Source organism: Enterobacter wuhouensis (genome assembly GCF_004331265.1).
Classification (GTDB): Bacteria; Pseudomonadota; Gammaproteobacteria; order Enterobacterales; family Enterobacteriaceae; genus Enterobacter; species Enterobacter wuhouensis.
The window spans coordinates 543,657-564,161 of record NZ_SJOO01000002.1 but is presented as its reverse complement, the minus strand read 5'-3'; the positions used below and the strand labels follow the sequence as shown (position 1 = coordinate 564,161).

Sequence of the window (20,505 nt, the reverse complement as noted above, 5' to 3'; positions counted from 1 at the left end):
TCAGTCAGCGGGATTAGCGCGCGTTCTGCTTGATGAAGTCGTGAATGCTGGTGTCCTGCGCCATATCTGCAATGGTGTCGGTCAGCACGCTGTTAACCGCGTCGGCGATATTTTTGTTAGAGGCCTGGAATGCGCCTTCAACGGAGTAGCTCGCACGGTAGTTTTTGTTCATCTTGTTGCCGTTCTTCGCGGTGGCGATGATGGCAATATCCGCTTTGGTAGAGATGTTGTAGCGCACGTTACCCTGGGAAACGTCTGCGTACAGGTTGTTGACGATGATCTGCAGATCAACCGTACCGCTTGGGCCAACCATATAGCCGCGGGAGGTCATTTGCTTCTCGAGCACTTCCTGCAGCAGGAAGCGCAGGTCGCGGGACGCGGTCAGGGTAACCTGCTGGTTGTCGCGGGTGACTTTTGCCAGCGCCTGATCCTGGCGCTGATCGGCACCGTTGATGCTAACGGTCACGCCCATCAGGCTAGGGTCCTGCTGAGGCAGGGTGATTTTTGGTGAAACATCAATGGTGGTTGGCGGGGTGGCACAGCCTGCCAGCATAAAAATCGCTACCAACGGAAAGAAGAGTTTTTTTAACATTTTCAGGTTCTCAACGAATCGTAAGCATATAAAGAGAAAAATTGCCGCCATCATAACATCGCCAACGGCCAGGGGAAGTGGTCAACGCATGTAAATTCATCGCCTTGTCTGAAATCTGACCATCTCACCGCTTTTCTCTACCTGTGAATGACAAAACGTATGAGCCTCACAGTGAACTTCATTCGTTTGAATGAGAAAATCGGACGAAAGCTAAATATTTGTTGTGTTGATGTAATGGAAACGGTAAAAGCGGCTAACATTTAAAGGGATGGGTGACATCCTGGCGTTGTCGGAGGAGTAATTTCATGATGATACGTGAGCAGATAGAAGATAAATTAAGGGCAGCGTTCGACCCTGTGTTCCTCGAAGTTGTCGACGAAAGCTATCGTCATAACGTGCCGGCGGGTTCTGAAAGCCACTTTAAAGTGGTTCTGGTCAGCGATCGTTTTCAGGGAGAACGCTTCCTGAACCGACATCGCATGATCTACAGCACCCTGTCGGAAGAACTCTCCACGACCGTACATGCGCTGGCATTGCATACCTACACCATTAAGGAGTGGGAAGGCTTGCAGGATACGGTAGTCGCCTCACCGCCCTGTCGCGGTGCAGGCACCTTAGCCTGAAAAATCGGATTTGCAACTGCCGGAGTTTTTCCAGTATGTTGCATAGAGATTTCGTCAAAACGGCCTACGGGCCGTTTTGTTTTGTCTGAGTTTTGAGCGGATGGTGCGATTTTAAGGCTAAAAATAGCCTTAAAGTGTGAAAAAAGCCGCAGCAACATGCCCCAACCGTTCTCGACTCACCTAAGTGATGCCGCTATAATGCCGCGTCTTATTGAATGTCTTCGGGATGATTCTGGCGACAGGGAATGTGAATCTGCACTAAGAGAGCATCCCGGTAAACACAGACAGATTCAGAGTTGACCGAGCACTGTGATTTTTTTGAGGTAACAAGATGCAAGTTTCAGTTGAAACCACTCAAGGCCTTGGCCGCCGTGTAACGATTACTATCGCTGCTGACAGCATCGAAACTGCTGTGAAAAGCGAGCTGGTCAACGTAGCAAAAAAAGTACGTATTGACGGCTTCCGCAAGGGCAAAGTACCAATGAATGTTGTTGCTCAGCGTTATGGCGCTTCCGTGCGTCAGGATGTGCTGGGTGAACTGATGAGCCGCAACTTTATCGATGCGATCATCAAAGAAAAAATCAATCCGGCCGGTGCGCCAAACTACGTTCCAGGCGAATACAAACTGGGCGAAGACTTCACCTACTCCGTAGAGTTTGAAGTGTACCCGGAAGTTGAGCTGAAAGGTCTGGAATCTATCGAAGTTGAAAAACCGATCGTTTCCGTGACTGACGAAGACGTTGACGGCATGCTGGACACCCTGCGCAAGCAGCAGGCGAACTGGAAAGAGAAAGAAGGCGCAGTTGACGCTGAAGACCGTGTCACCATCGACTTCACCGGTTCTGTAGACGGCGAAGAGTTCGAAGGCGGCAAAGCGTCTGACTTCGTACTGGCAATGGGCCAGGGTCGTATGATCCCAGGCTTCGAAGACGGTATCAAAGGCCACAAAGCAGGTGAAGAGTTCACCATTGACGTGACCTTCCCTGAAGAGTACCACGCTGAAAACCTGAAAGGGAAAGCAGCGAAGTTCGTTATCAACCTGAAGAAAGTGGAAGAGCGCGAACTGCCAGAGCTGACTGAAGAATTCATCAAACGTTTCGGCGTGGAAGATGGTTCTGTTGCAGGCCTGCGTACCGAAGTGCGTAAGAACATGGAACGCGAGCTGAACGGTGCTGTGCGCAACCGTGTTAAATCTCAGGCGATCGACGGCCTGGTGAAAGCGAACGACATCGACGTTCCGGCTGCACTGATTGACAGCGAAATCGACGTCCTGCGCCGTCAGGCTGCACAGCGTTTCGGTGGCAACCAGCAGCAGGCGATGGAGCTGCCGCGCGAGCTGTTCGAAGAGCAGGCTAAACGCCGCGTTGTTGTTGGCCTGCTGCTGGGCGAAGTGATTCGTACCCACGAGCTGAAAGCTGACGAAGAGCGTGTGAAAGGCCTGATCGAAGAGATGGCTTCTGCGTACGAAGATCCATCAGAAGTTGTTGAGTTCTACGGTAAGAACAAAGAGCTGATGGACAACATGCGCAACGTCGCACTGGAAGAGCAGGCTGTTGAAGCGGTACTGGCGAAAGCTAAAGTGTCCGAAAAAGCGACCTCTTTCAACGAACTGATGAACCAGCAGGCGTAATTTCGCCCCAACGGTTTAAAGTTTGAACAGAAAACCCGTTGCCCTCCGGCGACGGGTTTTTTTTATCACACCAATAGCCCAGGAAGAGTGCTAAAACGCCCTTTCAGTGTTAGCGTAACAACAAAAGATTGTTATGCTTGAAATAGGGCAATGTGAACCCCATAAGTATGTAATCCCGATGAATGAGACTGGCTGATAATCCGTCCATAAGGTTACAATCAGTGCAGCAGGTGTTTTCAATTTTGATCCAGGAGACGGAAATGTCATACAGTGGCGAACGAGATAACTTTGCACCCCATATGGCTCTGGTGCCAATGGTTATTGAACAGACCTCACGCGGTGAGCGTTCTTTTGATATCTATTCCCGTCTGCTCAAGGAACGCGTTATCTTTCTGACCGGCCAGGTGGAAGACCACATGGCTAACCTGATCGTGGCGCAGATGCTGTTTCTGGAAGCGGAAAACCCGGAAAAAGACATTTACCTGTACATTAACTCGCCGGGCGGCGTGATCACGGCAGGTATGTCCATTTACGACACCATGCAATTCATCAAGCCGGATGTGAGCACCATCTGTATGGGACAGGCCGCATCCATGGGGGCATTCCTGTTAACCGCAGGGGCGAAAGGCAAGCGTTTCTGCCTGCCAAATTCCCGCGTGATGATTCACCAGCCGCTGGGTGGTTACCAGGGCCAGGCGACGGATATCGAAATCCACGCCCGAGAAATTCTGAAAGTAAAAGCGCGCATGAATGAACTTATGGCGCAGCATACGGGTCAACCTCTCGAGCAGATCGAGCGCGATACTGAACGCGATCGCTTCCTCTCAGCTCCAGAGGCAGTTGAGTACGGCCTGGTCGACTCCGTTTTGACCCATCGTAATTGATGCCCGCGACGCGAGTGTGCCGCTATACTAAGGTAGGGCGGCATTCTGCCGAGAGCAGCTTGCGTCTGAGAATGGCATTTGCGTCGTCATGTGCGGCACAAAGAACTTAAAAAGAGGTTTGGACTCATGACAGATAAACGCAAAGATGGTTCGGGCAAACTGCTGTACTGCTCTTTTTGCGGCAAAAGCCAGCATGAAGTGCGTAAACTGATTGCCGGGCCGTCCGTGTATATCTGCGACGAGTGTGTCGATTTATGTAACGACATCATTCGCGAAGAGATTAAAGAAGTTGCCCCGCACCGTGAGCGTAGCGCGTTGCCGACACCGCATGAAATTCGTCATCACCTTGACGACTATGTCATCGGTCAGGAGCAGGCGAAGAAGGTGCTGGCGGTGGCGGTATATAACCACTACAAACGCCTGCGTAACGGCGATACCAGTAATGGCGTCGAACTGGGTAAAAGTAACATTCTGCTGATCGGGCCAACCGGCTCCGGTAAAACGCTGCTGGCTGAAACCCTGGCGCGCCTGCTGGATGTTCCGTTCACCATGGCGGATGCCACCACCCTGACCGAAGCCGGTTATGTGGGTGAAGACGTTGAAAACATCATTCAAAAACTGCTGCAGAAGTGCGATTACGACGTGCAGAAGGCGCAGCGCGGGATTGTTTACATCGATGAAATCGACAAAATCTCCCGTAAGTCTGACAACCCGTCCATTACCCGTGACGTGTCGGGTGAAGGCGTGCAGCAGGCGCTGCTGAAGCTGATTGAAGGTACCGTTGCGGCGGTGCCGCCACAGGGTGGCCGTAAGCATCCGCAGCAGGAGTTCCTGCAGGTTGATACCTCCAAGATCCTGTTCATCTGTGGCGGTGCGTTTGCAGGCCTGGATAAGGTGATTTCTCACCGTGTTGAAACCGGCTCCGGCATTGGTTTTGGCGCAACGGTGAAATCCACGTCTGAAAAGCCGAACGAAGGCCAGCTGCTGTCGCAGGTCGAACCAGAAGATCTGATCAAGTTTGGTCTGATCCCTGAGTTCATCGGTCGTCTGCCGGTTGTGGCAACGCTGAACGAACTGAGCGAAGATGCGCTCATCCAGATTCTGAAAGAGCCGAAAAATGCGCTGACCAAGCAGTATCAGGCGCTGTTCAATCTGGAAGGCGTTGAGCTGGAATTCCGCGACGAAGCGCTGGATGCCATCGCGAAGAAAGCGATGATCCGCAAAACCGGCGCGCGTGGCCTGCGTTCAATCGTTGAAGCGGCACTGCTTGATACCATGTACGATCTGCCGTCGATGGAAGATGTTGAGAAAGTGGTTATCGACGAATCCGTTATTGGCGGTCAGACCAAGCCGCTGTTGATTTACGGTAAACCAGAAGCCCAGCAGGCATCTGGCGAATAATTCACCAAATCATACAAGCAGTTAATCAAAAAGGGGGGATTTTATCTCCCCTTTACTTTTTCCGTATTCATGGCGTTGAATGTGTGGGAAACATCCCCATATACTGGTTACATGTTAATGGTTGTGTGAAGCACAGTTACATGACCAGTTTACCTGGCGGACACTAAACTAAGAGAGAGCTCTATGAATCCTGAGCGTTCTGAACGCATTGAAATCCCCGTATTGCCGTTGCGCGATGTGGTGGTTTATCCGCACATGGTCATACCCTTATTTGTAGGGCGGGAAAAATCTATCCGTTGCCTCGAAGCCGCCATGGATCATGATAAAAAAATCATGTTGGTGGCGCAGAAAGAAGCATCAACGGATGAGCCGGGTGTAAACGATCTTTTCACCGTCGGGACCGTGGCCTCTATTTTGCAGATGCTGAAGCTGCCTGACGGCACCGTGAAGGTGCTGGTAGAAGGCCTGCAGCGTGCGCGTATTACCACTTTGTCAGACGATGGCGAGCACTTCTCTGCGAAGGCAGAGTACCTTGATTCGCCTGAGCTTGATGAGCGCGAGCAGGAAGTGCTGGTGCGCACCGCGATTAGCCAGTTTGAAGGCTATATCAAGCTGAACAAGAAAATCCCACCGGAAGTGCTGACGTCGCTGAACAGCATCGACGATCCTGCGCGTCTGGCGGACACCATCGCCGCACATATGCCGCTGAAGCTGGCTGACAAACAGTCCGTGCTGGAAATGTCCGACGTGAATGAACGTCTGGAATACCTGATGGCGATGATGGAGTCAGAAATCGATCTGCTGCAGGTTGAGAAACGCATTCGCAACCGCGTGAAAAAGCAGATGGAGAAATCGCAGCGCGAGTACTATCTGAATGAGCAAATGAAGGCCATTCAGAAAGAGCTGGGCGAGATGGACGACGCGCCGGACGAAAACGAAGCGCTGAAGCGTAAGATCGACGCGGCGAAGATGCCGAAAGAGGCAAAAGAGAAAGCGGAAGCAGAACTGCAGAAGCTGAAAATGATGTCTCCGATGTCGGCTGAAGCGACCGTCGTGCGCGGCTACATTGAGTGGATGGTGCAGGTTCCGTGGAACGCCCGCAGCAAGGTCAAAAAAGACCTGCGTCAGGCGCAGGAAATCCTGGATACCGACCACTACGGCCTGGAGCGCGTGAAAGACCGCATTCTTGAGTACCTCGCGGTACAAAGCCGTGTGAACAAAATTAAAGGCCCAATCCTGTGTCTGGTGGGGCCGCCAGGGGTGGGTAAAACCTCTCTGGGTCAGTCCATCGCCAAAGCGACCGGACGTAAGTATATCCGTATGGCGCTGGGTGGCGTACGCGATGAAGCGGAAATCCGCGGTCACCGCCGTACCTATATCGGTTCTATGCCGGGTAAACTGATCCAGAAAATGGCGAAAGTGGGCGTTAAAAACCCGCTGTTCCTGCTCGATGAGATCGACAAGATGTCGTCGGACATGCGTGGAGACCCTGCGTCTGCACTGCTGGAAGTGCTTGATCCAGAACAGAACGTGGCGTTCAGCGATCACTACCTGGAAGTGGACTACGATCTGAGTGACGTGATGTTCGTGGCCACCTCCAACTCCATGAACATTCCGGCGCCGCTGCTGGACCGTATGGAAGTGATCCGTCTCTCGGGCTATACCGAAGACGAGAAGCTGAACATCGCTAAGCAGCACCTGCTGCCGAAACAGATTGAGCGTAACGCGCTGAAAGCGAACGAGCTGACCGTTGAGGACAGCGCGATCGTTGGCATCATCCGCTACTACACCCGTGAAGCGGGCGTGCGTAGCCTTGAGCGTGAAATCTCTAAACTGTGCCGTAAGGCGGTTAAACAGCTGCTGCTGGATAAGAGCCTGAAACACATCGTGATTAACGGCGACAACCTGCATGCTTACCTCGGCGTTCAGCGCTTCGACTACGGTCGTGCCGACAACGAAAACCGCGTAGGCCAGGTCACCGGCCTGGCATGGACGGAAGTGGGTGGCGATCTGCTGACCATCGAAACCGCCTGCGTGCCGGGTAAAGGCAAGCTGACCTACACCGGCTCGCTGGGCGAAGTGATGCAGGAGTCCATTCAGGCGGCGCTGACCGTGGTGCGCGCGCGTGCAGAAAAACTGGGCATCAACGCAGATTTCTACGAAAAACGCGACATCCACGTGCACGTTCCGGAAGGGGCGACGCCGAAAGATGGCCCGAGCGCAGGTATTGCGATGTGTACCGCTCTGGTTTCCTGCCTGACAGGGAACCCGGTGCGTGCCGATGTCGCAATGACCGGTGAAATTACGCTGCGTGGTCAGGTTCTGCCAATCGGTGGATTAAAAGAAAAACTGCTGGCGGCACATCGTGGTGGGATCAAAACCGTATTGATTCCTTACGAGAATAAACGCGATCTGGAAGAGATTCCGGACAACGTGATTGCCGATCTGCAGATCCATCCGGTTAAGCGCATTGAGGAAGTTCTTAGTCTCGCACTGCAAAATGAACCCTCCGGAATGCAGGTTGTAACCGCAAAATAGTGACCTCGCGCAAAGAGCGTCAATAAAAACAAGGTTGGTAAGTCATTTCGGACTTGCCAGCCTTTTTTTGTATAGCTAATTTAGATTGCTGATTGGGCTAGCCATCAACAACGGGTGTTGTAAGGTCATGGCAGGCCTGATATAACTGCTGCGCGGTCGCGTTGTGAAGGATTCAGGCGCGATATAAATTATAAAGAGAGGAAGAGAACAGTGAATAAATCTCAACTGATTGACAAAATTGCTGCGGGTGCTGATATTTCTAAAGCTGCAGCTGGACGTGCGTTAGATGCATTAATTGCTTCTGTTACTGAATCTCTGCAGGCTGGGGACGACGTTGCACTGGTAGGCTTCGGTACTTTTGCTGTTAAAGAGCGTGCTGCCCGTACTGGCCGCAACCCTCAGACCGGTAAAGAGATCACCATTGCTGCTGCTAAAGTGCCTGGTTTCCGTGCAGGTAAAGCGCTGAAAGACGCAGTAAACTGATTGCTTTCCCGCTTCAGGGAAGCCGAAAAGTACAAGGGCGCATCATTTGATGTGCCTTTTTTGTTTGTCCAGACCTGATTTGTGCGAGTTTATGCGAGTTGTGGGCTGACAATTGCCCTGTTTTCTTGTCACAATACGCCTTTACGCGCGACGGTCAGGATTTTCCGTCAGCGTCAGGTAACCAGTCACCTACAGCGGAGTGTTGTTACACCATGATGGACAGCTTACGCACGGCTGCTAACAGTCTCGTGCTCAAGATCATTTTCGGTATCATTATCGTGTCGTTCATTTTGACCGGCGTGAGCAGTTACCTTATCGGCGCTGGCGCCAACTATGCCGCAAAAGTGAATGGCCAGGAAATCAGCCGTGGGCAGTTCGAGAATGCTTTCGCGGGTGAACGTAATCGTATGCAGCAGCAGCTGGGCGACCAGTTCTCTGAGCTGGCGGGGAATGAAGGGTATATGAAGACCCTGCGTCAGCAAACGCTCAACCGTCTTATCGATGAGGCTCTGCTGGACCAGTATGCTAAAAACTTAGGTTTGGGCATCAGCGACGAACAGGTTAAAAAAGCCATTTTTTCTACCCAGGCTTTCCAGTCTAACGGTAAATTCGACAACGCCCGTTACAACAGCATCGTGAACCAGATGGGCATGACCGCCGATCAGTACGCGCAGGCGCTGCGTAACCAGCTGACCACTCAGCAGCTCATCAACGCCGTTGTGGGCACCGACTTCATGCTCAAGGGTGAAACTGACGAACTGGCCGCGCTGGTATCTCAGCAGCGTGTCGTGCGTGAAGCGACCATCGACGTCAATGCGCTGGCGGCAAAACAGCAGGTCAGCGACGCTGAGGTTAACGCGTACTACGAGCAGAACAAAAACACCTTCGTTGCGCCTGAGCAGTTCCGCGTGAGCTATATCAAGCTCGACGCCGCTGCGCTGCAGGAAACGGCCTCTGACGCGGACATCCAGTCATACTACGATCAGCATCAGGATCAGTTCACTCAGCCGCAGCGTAACCGCTACAGCGTGATTCAGACCAAAACTGAAGCCGATGCCAAAGCGGCGCTGGACGAGCTGAACAAGGGCGCAGATTTTGCGACCGTAGCGAAAACCAAGTCTACCGACATCATCTCTGCGAAAAATGGCGGTGATATGGGCTGGCTGGAAGACGCGACGACCCCGGAAGAGCTGAAAAACGCAGGCCTCAAGGAAAAAGGCCAGCTGTCTGGGGTGATCAAATCCTCCGTAGGCTACCTGGTGGCGCGTCTGGACGATGTTCAGGCAGCAAAAACCAAGCCGCTAGCTGACGTTCGTGATGATATCGCGGCGAAAGTGAAGCAAGAGAAAGCCCTGGACGCCTTCTATGCGCTGCAGCAGAAGGTAAGCGATGCCGCGAGCAACGACAACGAATCGCTGGCAGGCGCAGAGCAGGCGGCGGGCGTTAAAGCGGTTGAAACCGGCTGGTTTGGTCACGACAACCTGCCGGAAGAGCTGAACTTCAAACCGGTTTCTGACGCCATCTTCAACGGCGGGCTGGTCGGCGAGAACGGCACACCGGGCAGCAACTCTGACATCATTACCGTGGACGGTGACCGTGCATTTGTTCTGCGCGTCAGCGAGCACAAACCGGAAGCGGTCAAACCGCTGGCGGAAGTGAAAGATCGGGTGGTGGCGCAGGTTAAGCACAACAAAGCTGAACAGCAGGCGAAAATGGATGCCGAGAAGATCCTGGTGGATCTGAAAGCCGGTAAAAATGACGCGCTGAAAGCGGCTGGCCTGAGCTTCGGTGAAGCCAAAACGCTGAGCCGTACCGGTCAGGACCCTATCAGCCAGGCCGCGTTTGGTCTGAGTCTTCCAGCGAAGGACAAGCCGACCTACGGCACCACGACCGACGTGCAGGGTAATGTGGTTCTGCTGGCGCTGGACGACGTGAAGGCGGGCACCATGCCGGAAGAGCAGAAGAAAGCGATGGTTCAGGGGATCACCCAGAACAATGCCCAAATTGCCTTCGAAGCGATGATGAGCAACCTGCGTAAAGAAGCCAAAATTAAGCTGGGTGACGTGGTGACTCAGCAGCAATAATTACGTATCTGCTCGCAGATTTTCGTAACGCTCTGCAAAAACTAAAGGCCGCTTTCGCGGCCTTTTCCATTTCTGCAATCTGCTGTTTGTGCCTGTTTTTTCTTGCGGCTATCGTGACGTGGCTGTCAACAAACAAGGAGATAACAGCATGAAACGTGGAATCAAAGCACTGTTAATTACGCTGACCATTGCCACTACCGGGATGAGCGTCGGCGCGCTCGCGGCAGCGCCTGCCGCTAAAACGCAGGCCTCGCAGAGCCAAACCCACTCAACTGCGCAGGTTGCAGAGCAGACGAAGGCTACCGACGTCGCTAAAAAAACCGATGACGACGGTACGCGCGTCAGCATCAATTCGGCGTCTGCAGACGATCTCGCCCGCGCAATGAACGGCGTGGGGCTGAAAAAAGCTCAGGCTATCGTCAGCTACCGCGAGGAGTATGGTCCCTTTAAAACCCTCGACGATCTCAAGCAGGTTCCCGGTATGGGCAGCGCGCTGGTTGAGCGCAACCTCTCACACCTGACGTTGTAATTACGCATTTTCTTGCACTGCGGCAATTTTTTGCCAGGATAAAGAGGTCATACCAGTTATGACCTCTCATCCTACAATAACAGTTAAGGCTATTGCGCTATGCAGACAAAAATCAAAGTACGCGGTTTCCACCTCGACGTTTATCAGCACGTGAACAACGCCCGCTATCTTGAGTTTCTCGAAGAAGCGCGCTGGGACGGGCTGGAAAACAGCGAGAGCTTTCAGTGGCTGACCGCGCACAATATTGCGTTCGTGGTCGTCAACATCAACATCAACTACCGTCGTCCGGCAGTGCTGGGGGATGTGCTGACCGTCACCAGCCAGGTTCAGCAGCTAAACGGCAAGAGCGGCGTGTTAAGCCAGGTTGTGACGCTGGATCCTGAAGGGCAGGTGGTAGCCGATGCGCTGATTACCTTTGTCTGTATCGATCTTAAAACTCAGAAAGCGCTGCCGCTGGAAGGGGAGCTGCGAGAAAAGCTGGAGCTGATGATCGTGTAAGACATGTTAAGGCGTACTCGTGCTGTCGACACCCGTTTTGCGACAGCACGAGGAATTAACCCTATTTAAGCCCGGTTTTTTTCTGCATCGCGGTCATCACGCCGACTTTGTCGGCAAGATAGTGGTTCAGCCCGTTCGCACGCAGATTACAGGCCGCGCACTGGCCGCAACCGTCGCCTTTAATGCCGTTGTAGCAGGTCAGGGTTTCGCTGCGCACCAAATCCAGCTTGCCCCAGTAGTCTGCCAGCGCCCAGGTTTCCGCTTTATCCAGCCACATCAGCGGGGTTTCAAAGCGCGTCTCTTTCGCCATTCCCAGATTAACCGCGTGATTCAGCGCTTTTACGAACTCATCGCGACAGTCAGGATAGCCGGAAAAATCGGTTTCACACACGCCCGTGATCACCGCTTCGGCTTTCACCTGATAGGCATAAATGGCCGTCAGGGTCAGGAACAGAATATTGCGTCCCGGCACGAAGGTATTGGGAATGCCGCTGGCGTCGGGCTCGTAGTCCGGTACGGGAATGCTGTCGCGCGTGAGGCTGCTGACGGCCAGTTCATTTAGCAGCGTCACGTCCAGCACCTTGTGCGCGCGCGCGCCCAGTTTCAGGACCAGTTCGCGGGCAACGTCGATTTCAGCGCGGTGGCGCTGACCGTAGTCAAACGTCACGCAGTGAACCTCATCATACTGATGAAGGGCCTGAACCAGGCAGGTAGTGGAATCTTGTCCTCCGCTGAACACGACGACGGCACGTTTCATAAATCATCTCGACAGTTACGGTAAAAACGTCATGTTACCGCCTCACTCCAGCGTCGACCAGCTTCTTCACGATTTGGGGGCTGGAAGCCAGGCTTCGGTAAAATCAAACCAGCCGCGGGTATTGAGTCGAATGCCGTTTACGCCCGGCGGGGCGCTGATTTGATATTGATAGTTAAACAGCGGCGTCAGCACCGCGTTTTCCATAAGCTGATTGAAAATAGCTTTCAGCCCGGCATGTCGAGCCTGCTCATCGGCCTGCGTCTGTACCGCATCCAGGGTGGCCTGCAGATGGGCATATTGTGGCGCACTGAGCAGGTGCGGCCAGAGCGTATCGCAGCGGAGCCACTGCTCAAGCGTGTACTCTGGCGCTTCGCCAATCAGCCTGTCGCCCATCATGATGTCTGCCTCCGCCAGGCGCAGACACCCGTCCCAGGTTTTGGCATCGTGAAAGATAACCGTCAGATCGCAGCCCTGCTGCGCAAGGTACTGTTTTAGCTGGCCCGCCATGGTGTGCAGCTCAACGGGGAGATGGTAAATCAGCGTTAATTTTTCAGGCAGGGCAACCTCTGTCAAGTCTGGCCATTGGGGTATAGACCAGCCGGGAAGCAACTCCTCCGTTGGCGTAATCAACCCTTCGTTTAGCGGCAGCGTATGCAGAAGCGCCGACAGGTGTATGATATTAATCAACCGTCGCGCCTGCATTTCATTCAGCCGCGCGCTCTGCTTCAGGGTGAGATAGCAGAAGCCGAGACTGGTGCTGTTGCTCACCAGGCGCAGGCTTTCCAGCTCGTCCGGCTCGCCGATGGCAATTTGCACCGGATGACGACAGCTTGTTCCCAACCCGTAGTCAAAGAGCGTCGGCGTGATCCAAAACTCAATGGCCTTCAAAAGTGGATGGCTAAGGTGGTACTGCTCATGGCTTTCAAGGCGCACCAGGTCGGGATCGAACACGCTCAGTTTGAAAGGGCCGCTGCCCGTCATGGGCTGGTCGGGATGGGCGAGGCCGCTGGAGTAGGCCGCCAGCCGGTGCGCCAGCCAGTAATCAGGCTGATGCAGGGTAAAGGTCAGGCACTGCGGATGCGTGACCTCAATGCGCAATACGCTCTGAAAGAGTTTACGTAAGGCAGGCAGTGCCTGCAGCGTTGTCAGACTCCGCTGCAGCTGCTCCGTCTCGATTTTATCGCCGCTATGCCAGTGAAGCGTAGAGCGGATATAAAAATGCCAGCGTAGCCCCTCGTCCGACACTTCCCAGTGATGCGCCAGATCGCCCGTCGGTTCGTTGCTGTTACCGTGGAAACGCGTCAGCCCGGAAAAGACATGCCCCGCCAGATGCTGCTCTGCCCGACCGGGCAAAAAGCCGGGATGAAGCGGCTCCAACGAACGGTAGTAGGGAATACGCAGCGTTGGCGTATCGTTTTGCCAAAGCCCGCCCATGTAAGGATGGAGCAGCAAGCGCAGCTCATCAGGCGCCAGCTGCGCCAGTTCCAGGGCGTTATGCTGTTGTCCGCTTTTGAGCGCCTCTTCCATCATGGCATTACGCAATGATTCAGGGGTGACGTGGAACGTCAGCTCCCCGCGCTTACCGCGCCCGGACTGCGCGCGCCAGCTTAGCCAGCCCGCCTCCTGAGCCTGACGCAGCAGGGTGCGAACGTGCCGTTCGCTGCAAAAGCAGCGGCTGGCAAGTTCGCTAACGGTGGCCTGCTGTTGCGCGCCTTCTGAAGGTTGCCACAGGCGTTGATACTGTTTAAGACGGTTGAGCTGGCGCATGATAAACCCGGAACAATTATTATCATCTATTCACTATTACTTCCGTATATCTCACGCAATACTGATGCACAAGTTAATCGCATCACATTTCGGGAGTAATCATGGCCAGGCTCGCTGCATTTGATATGGACGGCACGCTGTTAATGCCGGATCACCGTTTAGGGGAGAATACCCTGAGCACGCTGAAGCGCCTGCATGAACGCGATGTGACCCTGACGTTTGCCACCGGTCGCCACGTGCTGGAGATGCGCCATCTATTAGGGGCATTTTCACTTGATGCGTTTTTGATCACAGGAAACGGCACGCGGATACACTCCGTTGAAGGCGATGTGCTGCATCGTCAGGATCTTAACCCGGAAGTGGCGGATATCGTGCTGCACAGCACCTGGGACACGCAGGCCAGCATTCACGTGTTCAATGACGAAGGCTGGTTTACCGGTCGTGAAATTCCCGATTTGCTGCACGCGCACGTATACAGCGGCTTTAAATATCAGCTTATCGATCTGCGGCGGATCCCCGCCCACGCGGTGACTAAGATCTGCTTCTGTGGCGATCATGACGATCTCTGCCGCCTGCGCATTCAGCTCAATGAGGCGCTGGGCGACCGGGCGCACCTGACCTTCTCGGCGGTAGATTGTCTGGAAGTGCTGCCGGTCGGCTGTAACAAAGGATCTGCCCTGGCGGTCCTGAGCGACCACCTGGGCTTAACGATGCAGGACTGTATGGCGTTTGGCGACGCCATGAACGACCGCGAGATGCTGGGCAGCGTGGGTCGCGGTCTGATAATGGGGAATGCGATGCCGCAGCTGATTGCAGAGCTTCCTCACCTGCCGGTTATTGGCCACTGCCGTAACGAAGCGGTGTCCCATTTTTTGACGCATTGGCTGGACAAAAACAACCTCCCGTATTCCCCCGAATAGTGAGACCCTTCCAGCAAGCCAGGCTTCGGCCTGGCTTTTTTTATTTCACCAGCTCGACAATCTGCGCTTTCCACGGCGCGATGTCGCCGATATTCGCCTGCACCCACTCCGCATTGTAATAGGTGTCGAGGTAGCGCTCGCCGCTGTCGCACAGCAGCGTGACGATGGAACCGGTGCGGCCCTCTTCGCGCATGCGGGCGGCAAGCTGCAGTGCGCCCCACATGTTGGTGCCCGTCGAGGCGCCCACCTTGCGGCCAAGCTGCGTCTCCAGCCAGTGCGCGGTGGCCACGCTGGCTGCGTCCGGCACGCGCAGCATTTCATCGACCACGTCAGGAATGAACGACGGCTCCACGCGCGGACGGCCGATGCCTTCGATTTTGCTACCCACGGGGCTGCGCAGGGCGGCATCACGGCTTTGCCAGTAGTCGAGGAACACGGAGTTCTGCGGGTCAACCACCATCAGCTGGGTATCATAGCCCTGACAGCGGATATAGCGCCCGATAGTGGCCGACGTGCCGCCCGTACCTGCACTCATCACAACATACGCGGGCACCGGGTGCGGCTCGTGGGTCATCTGGCGGAAAATACTGTCGGCAATGTTGTTATTGCCGCGCCAGTCGGTGGCGCGTTCCGCGAAGGTGAACTGGTCCATATAGTGGCCGTTCAGCTCGCGCGCCAGCATTTCAGAGGCGGCGTAGATTTCGCAGGCGCTTTCAACAAAGTGGCAGCGTCCGCCGTAAAATTCGATCTGTTCGATTTTGCGTTTTGCGGTGCAGGAGGGCATCACGGCGATGAACGGCAGGCCAAGCAGGCGGGCAAAGTAGGCTTCTGACACCGCCGTTGAACCGGATGAGGACTCAATGATGGTGGTGCCTTCTTTAATCCAGCCGTTACATAAACCGTACAGGAATAGCGAGCGCGCCAGACGATGCTTCAGGCTGCCGGTTGGATGAGTGCTTTCATCCTTCAGGTACAGCTGAATGCCCGCAAACCCGGGCAACGTCAGGCGGATTAAATGGGTGTCTGCCGAGCGCTGGTAGTCGGCATTGATTTCGCTGATGGCATGTTTAACCCAGGTGCTATTCATCGTATGTATCCATTTGTCATTTTGTGCCCAGCATAGCGAAAAGCACAGAAAAAATTGTTGCTATCTTGCCTTTAAAATAGAATGAAGGGAGAAAAATTTTCTCTGTGAGGTGGGTATGCTAGATAAAATTGACCGCAAGCTGCTTTCATTGCTGCAAAGCGACTGCACCCTCTCTTTGCAGGCGTTGGCAGATGCCGTTAATCTGACCACCACACCGTGCTGGAAACGCCTCAAGAAACTGGAAGATGACGGCATTCTGCTGGGGCGCGTCGCGTTGTTAGATCCCGAAAAACTGGGGCTTGGACTGACCGCCTTTGTTCTGATAAAAACGCAGCATCACAGCAGCGACTGGTATTGCCGGTTCGTGACGCAGGTTTCGGACATGCCGGAGGTTCTGGGTTTCTGGCGTATGGCCGGAGAGTATGACTACCTGATGCGCGTTCAGGTCGCTGACATGAAGCGTTACGATGATTTTTACAAGCGGCTCGTCAACAGCGTACCGGGCCTGTCGGACGTCACCTCGAGCTTTGCGATGGAACAGATTAAATACACCACCGCGCTACCCATTGAATAACGTCGTCAAATACCTTCAGGAACAAACTTCGTGCGATTATTTGCCCAATTAAGCTGGTACTTTCGTCGGGAGTGGCAACGCTATCTCGGCGCCGTATGCCTGCTTATCATTATTGCCATTCTGCAGCTGATCCCGCCGAAAGTGGTGGGATACGTCGTGGATGGCGTTACGGAACAGCATTACACCACCGCACGGGTGATGATGTGGGTTGGCACGCTGGTGCTGACCGCGGTGATTGTCTACCTGCTGCGCTACGTCTGGCGCGTGCTCTTATTCGGTGCGTCCTATCAGCTGGCCGTTGAGCTGCGCGAAGATTTTTATCGCCAGCTGAGCCGCCAGCATCCGGAGTTTTACCTTCGCCATCGCACCGGGGATCTCATCGCCCGCGCCACCAACGACGTGGACCGCGTGGTCTTTGCCGCCGGGGAAGGGGTGCTGACGCTGGTGGATTCACTGGTGATGGGCTGCGCGGTACTGATCGTCATGTCGACCCAGATCAGCTGGCAGTTGACCCTCCTGGCGCTGCTGCCGATGCCAATAATGGCGCTGGCGATCAACCGCTACGGTGAAAAGCTGCACGAGCGCTTCAAGCTGGCGCAGGCGGCGTTTTCATCGCTCAACGATCGCACCCAGGAGAGCATGACCAGCATCCGCATGATCAAAGCCTTTGGTCTGGAGGATCGCCAGTCCGCGCTGTTTGCCGCCGATGCGGCCGATACCGGGGCGAAAAATATGCGCGTGGCGCGTATTGATGCCCGCTTCGATCCGACGATCTATATCGCCATCGGCATGGCAAACATGCTGGCGATCGGCGGTGGCAGCTGGATGGTGGTGCAGGGCTCGATGACGCTCGGTCAGTTAACCAGCTTTGCGATGTATCTGGGGCTGATGATTTGGCCGATGCTGGCCCTGGCGTGGATGTTCAACATTGTCGAGCGCGGCAGCGCCGCCTACAGCCGCATTCGCTCCATGCTGGCCGAAGCGCCGGTCGTGAATGACGGCAGTGAGCCGGTGCCCGAAGGACGCGGGGTGGTGAAGGCTGATATCCGGTCATTTAGCTATCCGCAGACGGAACATCCGGTGATCGAAAACGTGAGCTTTACGCTGCAGCCCGGCCAGATGCTGGGCATCTGTGGCCCAACGGGATCGGGAAAAAGCACCATTCTGTCGCTGCTCCAGCGCCATTTTGACGTGACGCAGGGCGACATTCGTTTCCACGATCGTCCCCTGACGAGCCTGCAGCTGGACGGCTGGCGCAGCCGCCTGGCGGTCGTCAGCCAGACGCCGTTCTTATTCTCAGATACCATCGCCAACAATATTGCCCTCGGCCACCCTGCCGCCACGCAGGACGAGATTGAACACGTCGCGCGCTTAGCCAGCGTTCATGACGATATTTTGCGCCTGCCGCAGGGCTATGAAACGGAGGTCGGCGAACGCGGCGTGATGCTCTCCGGCGGACAAAAACAGCGAATTTCTATTGCCCGCGCGCTGCTGCTGAACGCTGAAATTCTGATTCTGGATGATGCGCTTTCCGCCGTTGATGGCCGCACCGAGCATCAAATATTGCACAACCTGCGCCAGTGGGGCGAAGGGCGCACGGTCATCATCAGCGCTCACCGCCTGTCGGCATTGACGGAGGCCAGTGAGATCCTCGTACTGCAGCACGGACACATTGCCCAGCGCGGTCAGCACGATCGGCTGGCGGAGCAGGCTGGCTGGTACCGGGATATGTACCGCTATCAGCAGCTTGAGGCGGCGCTGGATGAGGAGGTCACCCATGCGTAAGCTCGGAACGATGTGGCCGACGCTGAAGCGTCTGCTTGCCTACGGCTCTCCGTGGCGTAAACCGCTGTCCATCGCCGTGCTTTTGCTGTGGATTGCGGCGGTTGCGGAGGTTAGCGGCCCGCTGCTTATCAGCTATTTCATCGATAACATGGTCGCAAAAAGCTATCTGCCGCTGGGGCTGTTGGCTGGGCTGGGCGTGGCCTATGTGGGACTACAGCTGACGGCGGCGGGGCTGCACTATGCCCAGTCGCTGCTGTTTAACCGTGCAGCCGTGGGCGTTGTTCAGCAGCTGCGTACGGACGTCATGGACGCGGCGCTGCGCCAGCCGCTCAGCGAGTTCGATACTCAGCCTGTCGGGCAGGTGATCTCTCGCGTCACCAACGATACCGAAGTGATCCGCGATCTGTACGTCACGGTTGTCGCTACCGTATTACGCAGCGCGGCGCTCATAGGCGCGATGCTGGTAGCGATGTTTAGCCTCGACTGGCGCATGGCGCTGGTGGCGATCGCCATCTTCCCGGCGGTGCTGATCGTGATGGTTATCTATCAACGCTACAGCACGCCGATTGTGCGTCGCGTGCGCGCCTACCTCGCCGATATCAACGATGGCTTCAACGAAGTGATTAACGGCATGAGCGTGATCCAGCAGTTCCGCCAGCAGGCGCGCTTTGGCGAGCGGATGGGCGAGGCCAGCCGTTCTCACTATATGGCGCGTATGCAGACGCTGCGCCTGGACGGTTTCCTCCTGCGCCCGCTGCTGAGTCTTTTCTCAGCGCTGGTGCTCTGCGGCCTGCTGATGATGTTTAGCCTGACAACGCGCGGCACTATTGAGGTCGGGGTCCTGTATGCCTTTATCAGCTATCTTGGGCGTCTTAATGAACCGCTGATTGAACTCACTACCCAGCAATCCATGCTGCAGCAGGCCGTGGTGGCAGGCGAACGCGTATTTGAATTAATGGACAGACCGCGTCAGACCTACGGCAACGACGACCGCCCGCTGCAAAGCGGGGCAATTGCTTTTGATAATGTCTCGTTTGCCTACCGCGACGACCAGCTGGTGCTGAAGGACATCAACCTGGACGTTCCGTCGCGCGGCTTTGTCGCGCTGGTTGGGCATACCGGCAGTGGCAAAAGTACGCTGGCCAGCCTGCTTATGGGATATTACCCCTTAACTCAGGGCGAGATCCGCCTGGACGGCCGTTCGCTTGCGACACTCAGCCATAACGTGTTGCGTAAGGGCGTCGCGATGGTGCAGCAGGACCCGGTTGTGCTGGCGGATACCTTCTACGCTAACGTGACGCTGGGGCGGCCTTATACCCATGAGCAGGTCTGGGACGTGCTTGAAAAGGTCCAGCTGGCAGAACTGGCGCGCGGGTTTAGCGACGGGATCAACACGAAGCTGGGTGAACAGGGGAATAACCTCTCCGTTGGGCAAAAGCAGCTTCTGGCGCTGGCGCGCGTGCTGATCGAAACGCCGCAGGTGCTAATTCTGGATGAAGCCACGGCCAGTATCGATTCGGGCACCGAGCAGGCTATCCAGCAGGCGCTGGCCGCCGTGCGTGACCATACGACGCTGGTGGTCATTGCCCATCGTCTTTCAACGATTGTCGAGGCGGATACCATTCTGGTGCTGCACCGCGGGCAGGCCGTAGAGCGCGGTACGCACCGAGAGCTTCTGGAGGCGAAGGGGCGCTACTGGCAGATGTATCAACTACAGCTTGCGGGCGAAGAGCTGGCCGCCAGCGCGCGCGAAGAAGAGTCGCTTAGCGCCTGATGCACCAAAAGCAGGCAACGCGCTAACAGCCAAAGCTGTTGGTGCAAAACTGAAACGCACCCTGCACCGTCATGGTGCGTTTTTTTTCATCAGTCGTTTACTTTGCGCCGTATCAGGCGACTTCCCCCGCGCTTTCCCTCTGTTTTCAATTCTGGCACATCCCTTGCAGTATCCCTTTCGTGTTAGCTGCGGCCATTACCGAATTCTGACTGGAGGGGATCTATGAAGCTGGTTACGGTGGTAATTAAACCATTCAAACTCGAAGACGTGCGTGAAGCACTGTCCTCTATGGGTATTCAGGGACTGACTGTTACCGAAGTGAAAGGCTTTGGTCGTCAGAAGGGGCATGCCGAGCTTTATCGCGGGGCGGAATACAGCGTTAACTTCCTGCCAAAAGTAAAAATTGATGTCGCGATTGCGGACGATCAGCTCGATGAAGTCATCGACATCATCAGCAAAGCGGCCTACACCGGCAAAATTGGCGACGGCAAAATTTTCGTTGCTGAACTGCAGCGCGTCATTCGCATCCGTACCGGCGAATCCGACGAAGCGGCACTGTAAATAACGCCTGGCACACAG

Annotated in this window: 18 protein-coding genes; 14 read left to right on the top strand and 4 right to left on the bottom strand. The window is 55.1% G+C overall.

Annotated features, from left to right (window positions below; translation table 11 throughout):
- Nucleotides 1–13: 13 nt before the first annotated feature.
- Nucleotides 14–592 carry a lipoprotein gene (locus E0L20_RS06730; protein WP_131633269.1) on the bottom strand — a complete coding sequence of 193 codons (579 nt, stop codon included), beginning with the start codon at nucleotides 590–592 and terminating at the stop codon, nucleotides 14–16.
- Nucleotides 593–897: 305 nt separating this feature from the next.
- Here E0L20_RS06730 and bolA point away from each other — a divergent pair, with 305 nt between their 5' ends.
- The 9 genes from bolA (at nucleotide 898) to E0L20_RS06675 (ending at nucleotide 11,262) form a co-directional block, all read left to right on the top strand.
- Nucleotides 898–1,215 (top strand): transcriptional regulator BolA, encoded by a 318-nt coding sequence (gene bolA, locus E0L20_RS06725; protein ID WP_119935294.1) that lies wholly within the window; start codon nucleotides 898–900, stop codon nucleotides 1,213–1,215.
- A gap of 331 nt (nucleotides 1,216–1,546) precedes the next feature.
- On the top strand, nucleotides 1,547–2,845 hold the full coding sequence (tig, locus tag E0L20_RS06715; protein ID WP_131633267.1) for a trigger factor: 1,299 nt from the start codon (nucleotides 1,547–1,549) through the stop codon (nucleotides 2,843–2,845).
- A 260-nt stretch (nucleotides 2,846–3,105) separates the two neighbouring features.
- Nucleotides 3,106–3,729, top strand: a complete 624-nt coding sequence (gene clpP, locus E0L20_RS06710; RefSeq protein WP_010428105.1) for an ATP-dependent Clp endopeptidase proteolytic subunit ClpP — start codon at nucleotides 3,106–3,108, stop codon at nucleotides 3,727–3,729.
- Between the two features lie 126 nt (nucleotides 3,730–3,855).
- Entirely contained in the window at nucleotides 3,856–5,130 is a 1,275-nt protein-coding gene (clpX, locus tag E0L20_RS06705; protein ID WP_131633266.1) for an ATP-dependent protease ATP-binding subunit ClpX, read from the top strand.
- 183 nt (nucleotides 5,131–5,313) lie between these two features.
- Entirely contained in the window at nucleotides 5,314–7,668 is a 2,355-nt protein-coding gene (gene lon, locus E0L20_RS06700; protein ID WP_089599338.1) for an endopeptidase La, read from the top strand.
- 210 nt (nucleotides 7,669–7,878) lie between these two features.
- Nucleotides 7,879–8,151 (top strand): nucleoid-associated protein HU-beta, encoded by a 273-nt coding sequence (gene hupB, locus E0L20_RS06695; protein WP_002444653.1) that lies wholly within the window; start codon nucleotides 7,879–7,881, stop codon nucleotides 8,149–8,151.
- Between the two features lie 212 nt (nucleotides 8,152–8,363).
- A complete protein-coding gene (ppiD, locus tag E0L20_RS06690; RefSeq protein WP_131633265.1) occupies nucleotides 8,364–10,235 on the top strand; it encodes a peptidylprolyl isomerase in 1,872 nt (623 codons plus the stop codon).
- Between the two features lie 148 nt (nucleotides 10,236–10,383).
- On the top strand, nucleotides 10,384–10,764 hold the full coding sequence (locus E0L20_RS06680) for a helix-hairpin-helix domain-containing protein (protein ID WP_131633264.1): 381 nt from the start codon (nucleotides 10,384–10,386) through the stop codon (nucleotides 10,762–10,764).
- Between the two features lie 99 nt (nucleotides 10,765–10,863).
- Nucleotides 10,864–11,262, top strand: coding sequence for a YbgC/FadM family acyl-CoA thioesterase (locus E0L20_RS06675; RefSeq protein ID WP_014830880.1), 399 nt, complete (start codon nucleotides 10,864–10,866; stop codon nucleotides 11,260–11,262).
- A 61-nt stretch (nucleotides 11,263–11,323) separates the two neighbouring features.
- On the opposite strand, the gene queC is transcribed toward E0L20_RS06675, so the two are convergent.
- On the bottom strand, nucleotides 11,324–12,019 hold the full coding sequence (queC, locus tag E0L20_RS06670) for a 7-cyano-7-deazaguanine synthase QueC (RefSeq protein WP_131633263.1): 696 nt from the start codon (nucleotides 12,017–12,019) through the stop codon (nucleotides 11,324–11,326).
- Nucleotides 12,020–12,085: 66 nt separating this feature from the next.
- Nucleotides 12,086–13,786 (bottom strand): SgrR family transcriptional regulator, encoded by a 1,701-nt coding sequence (locus E0L20_RS06665; RefSeq protein WP_131633262.1) that lies wholly within the window; start codon nucleotides 13,784–13,786, stop codon nucleotides 12,086–12,088.
- Nucleotides 13,787–13,887: 101 nt separating this feature from the next.
- On the opposite strand from E0L20_RS06665, the gene cof reads away from it, so the two are divergent.
- Complete coding sequence (cof, locus tag E0L20_RS06660) at nucleotides 13,888–14,706, top strand: HMP-PP phosphatase (RefSeq protein ID WP_131633261.1); 819 nt, start codon at nucleotides 13,888–13,890, stop codon at nucleotides 14,704–14,706.
- A 40-nt stretch (nucleotides 14,707–14,746) separates the two neighbouring features.
- Here cof and E0L20_RS06655 read toward each other — a convergent pair whose 3' ends face one another.
- Nucleotides 14,747–15,793, bottom strand: coding sequence for a PLP-dependent cysteine synthase family protein (locus tag E0L20_RS06655; protein ID WP_131633260.1), 1,047 nt, complete (start codon nucleotides 15,791–15,793; stop codon nucleotides 14,747–14,749).
- A 115-nt stretch (nucleotides 15,794–15,908) separates the two neighbouring features.
- On the opposite strand from E0L20_RS06655, the gene E0L20_RS06650 reads away from it, so the two are divergent.
- From E0L20_RS06650 to glnK, 4 genes are all read left to right on the top strand, one after another.
- Nucleotides 15,909–16,367, top strand: a complete 459-nt coding sequence (locus E0L20_RS06650; protein WP_131633259.1) for an Lrp/AsnC family transcriptional regulator — start codon at nucleotides 15,909–15,911, stop codon at nucleotides 16,365–16,367.
- Nucleotides 16,368–16,397: 30 nt separating this feature from the next.
- Nucleotides 16,398–18,152 (top strand): SmdA family multidrug ABC transporter permease/ATP-binding protein, encoded by a 1,755-nt coding sequence (locus tag E0L20_RS06645; RefSeq protein ID WP_131633258.1) that lies wholly within the window; start codon nucleotides 16,398–16,400, stop codon nucleotides 18,150–18,152.
- Complete coding sequence (locus E0L20_RS06640) at nucleotides 18,145–19,926, top strand: SmdB family multidrug efflux ABC transporter permease/ATP-binding protein (RefSeq protein ID WP_131633257.1); 1,782 nt, start codon at nucleotides 18,145–18,147, stop codon at nucleotides 19,924–19,926. The genes E0L20_RS06645 and E0L20_RS06640 overlap by 8 nt, the downstream gene beginning before the upstream one ends.
- Nucleotides 19,927–20,148: 222 nt before the next feature.
- Nucleotides 20,149–20,487, top strand: a complete 339-nt coding sequence (gene glnK, locus E0L20_RS06635) for a P-II family nitrogen regulator (protein WP_119935278.1) — start codon at nucleotides 20,149–20,151, stop codon at nucleotides 20,485–20,487.
- The last annotated feature ends 18 nt before the right edge of the window (nucleotides 20,488–20,505 follow it).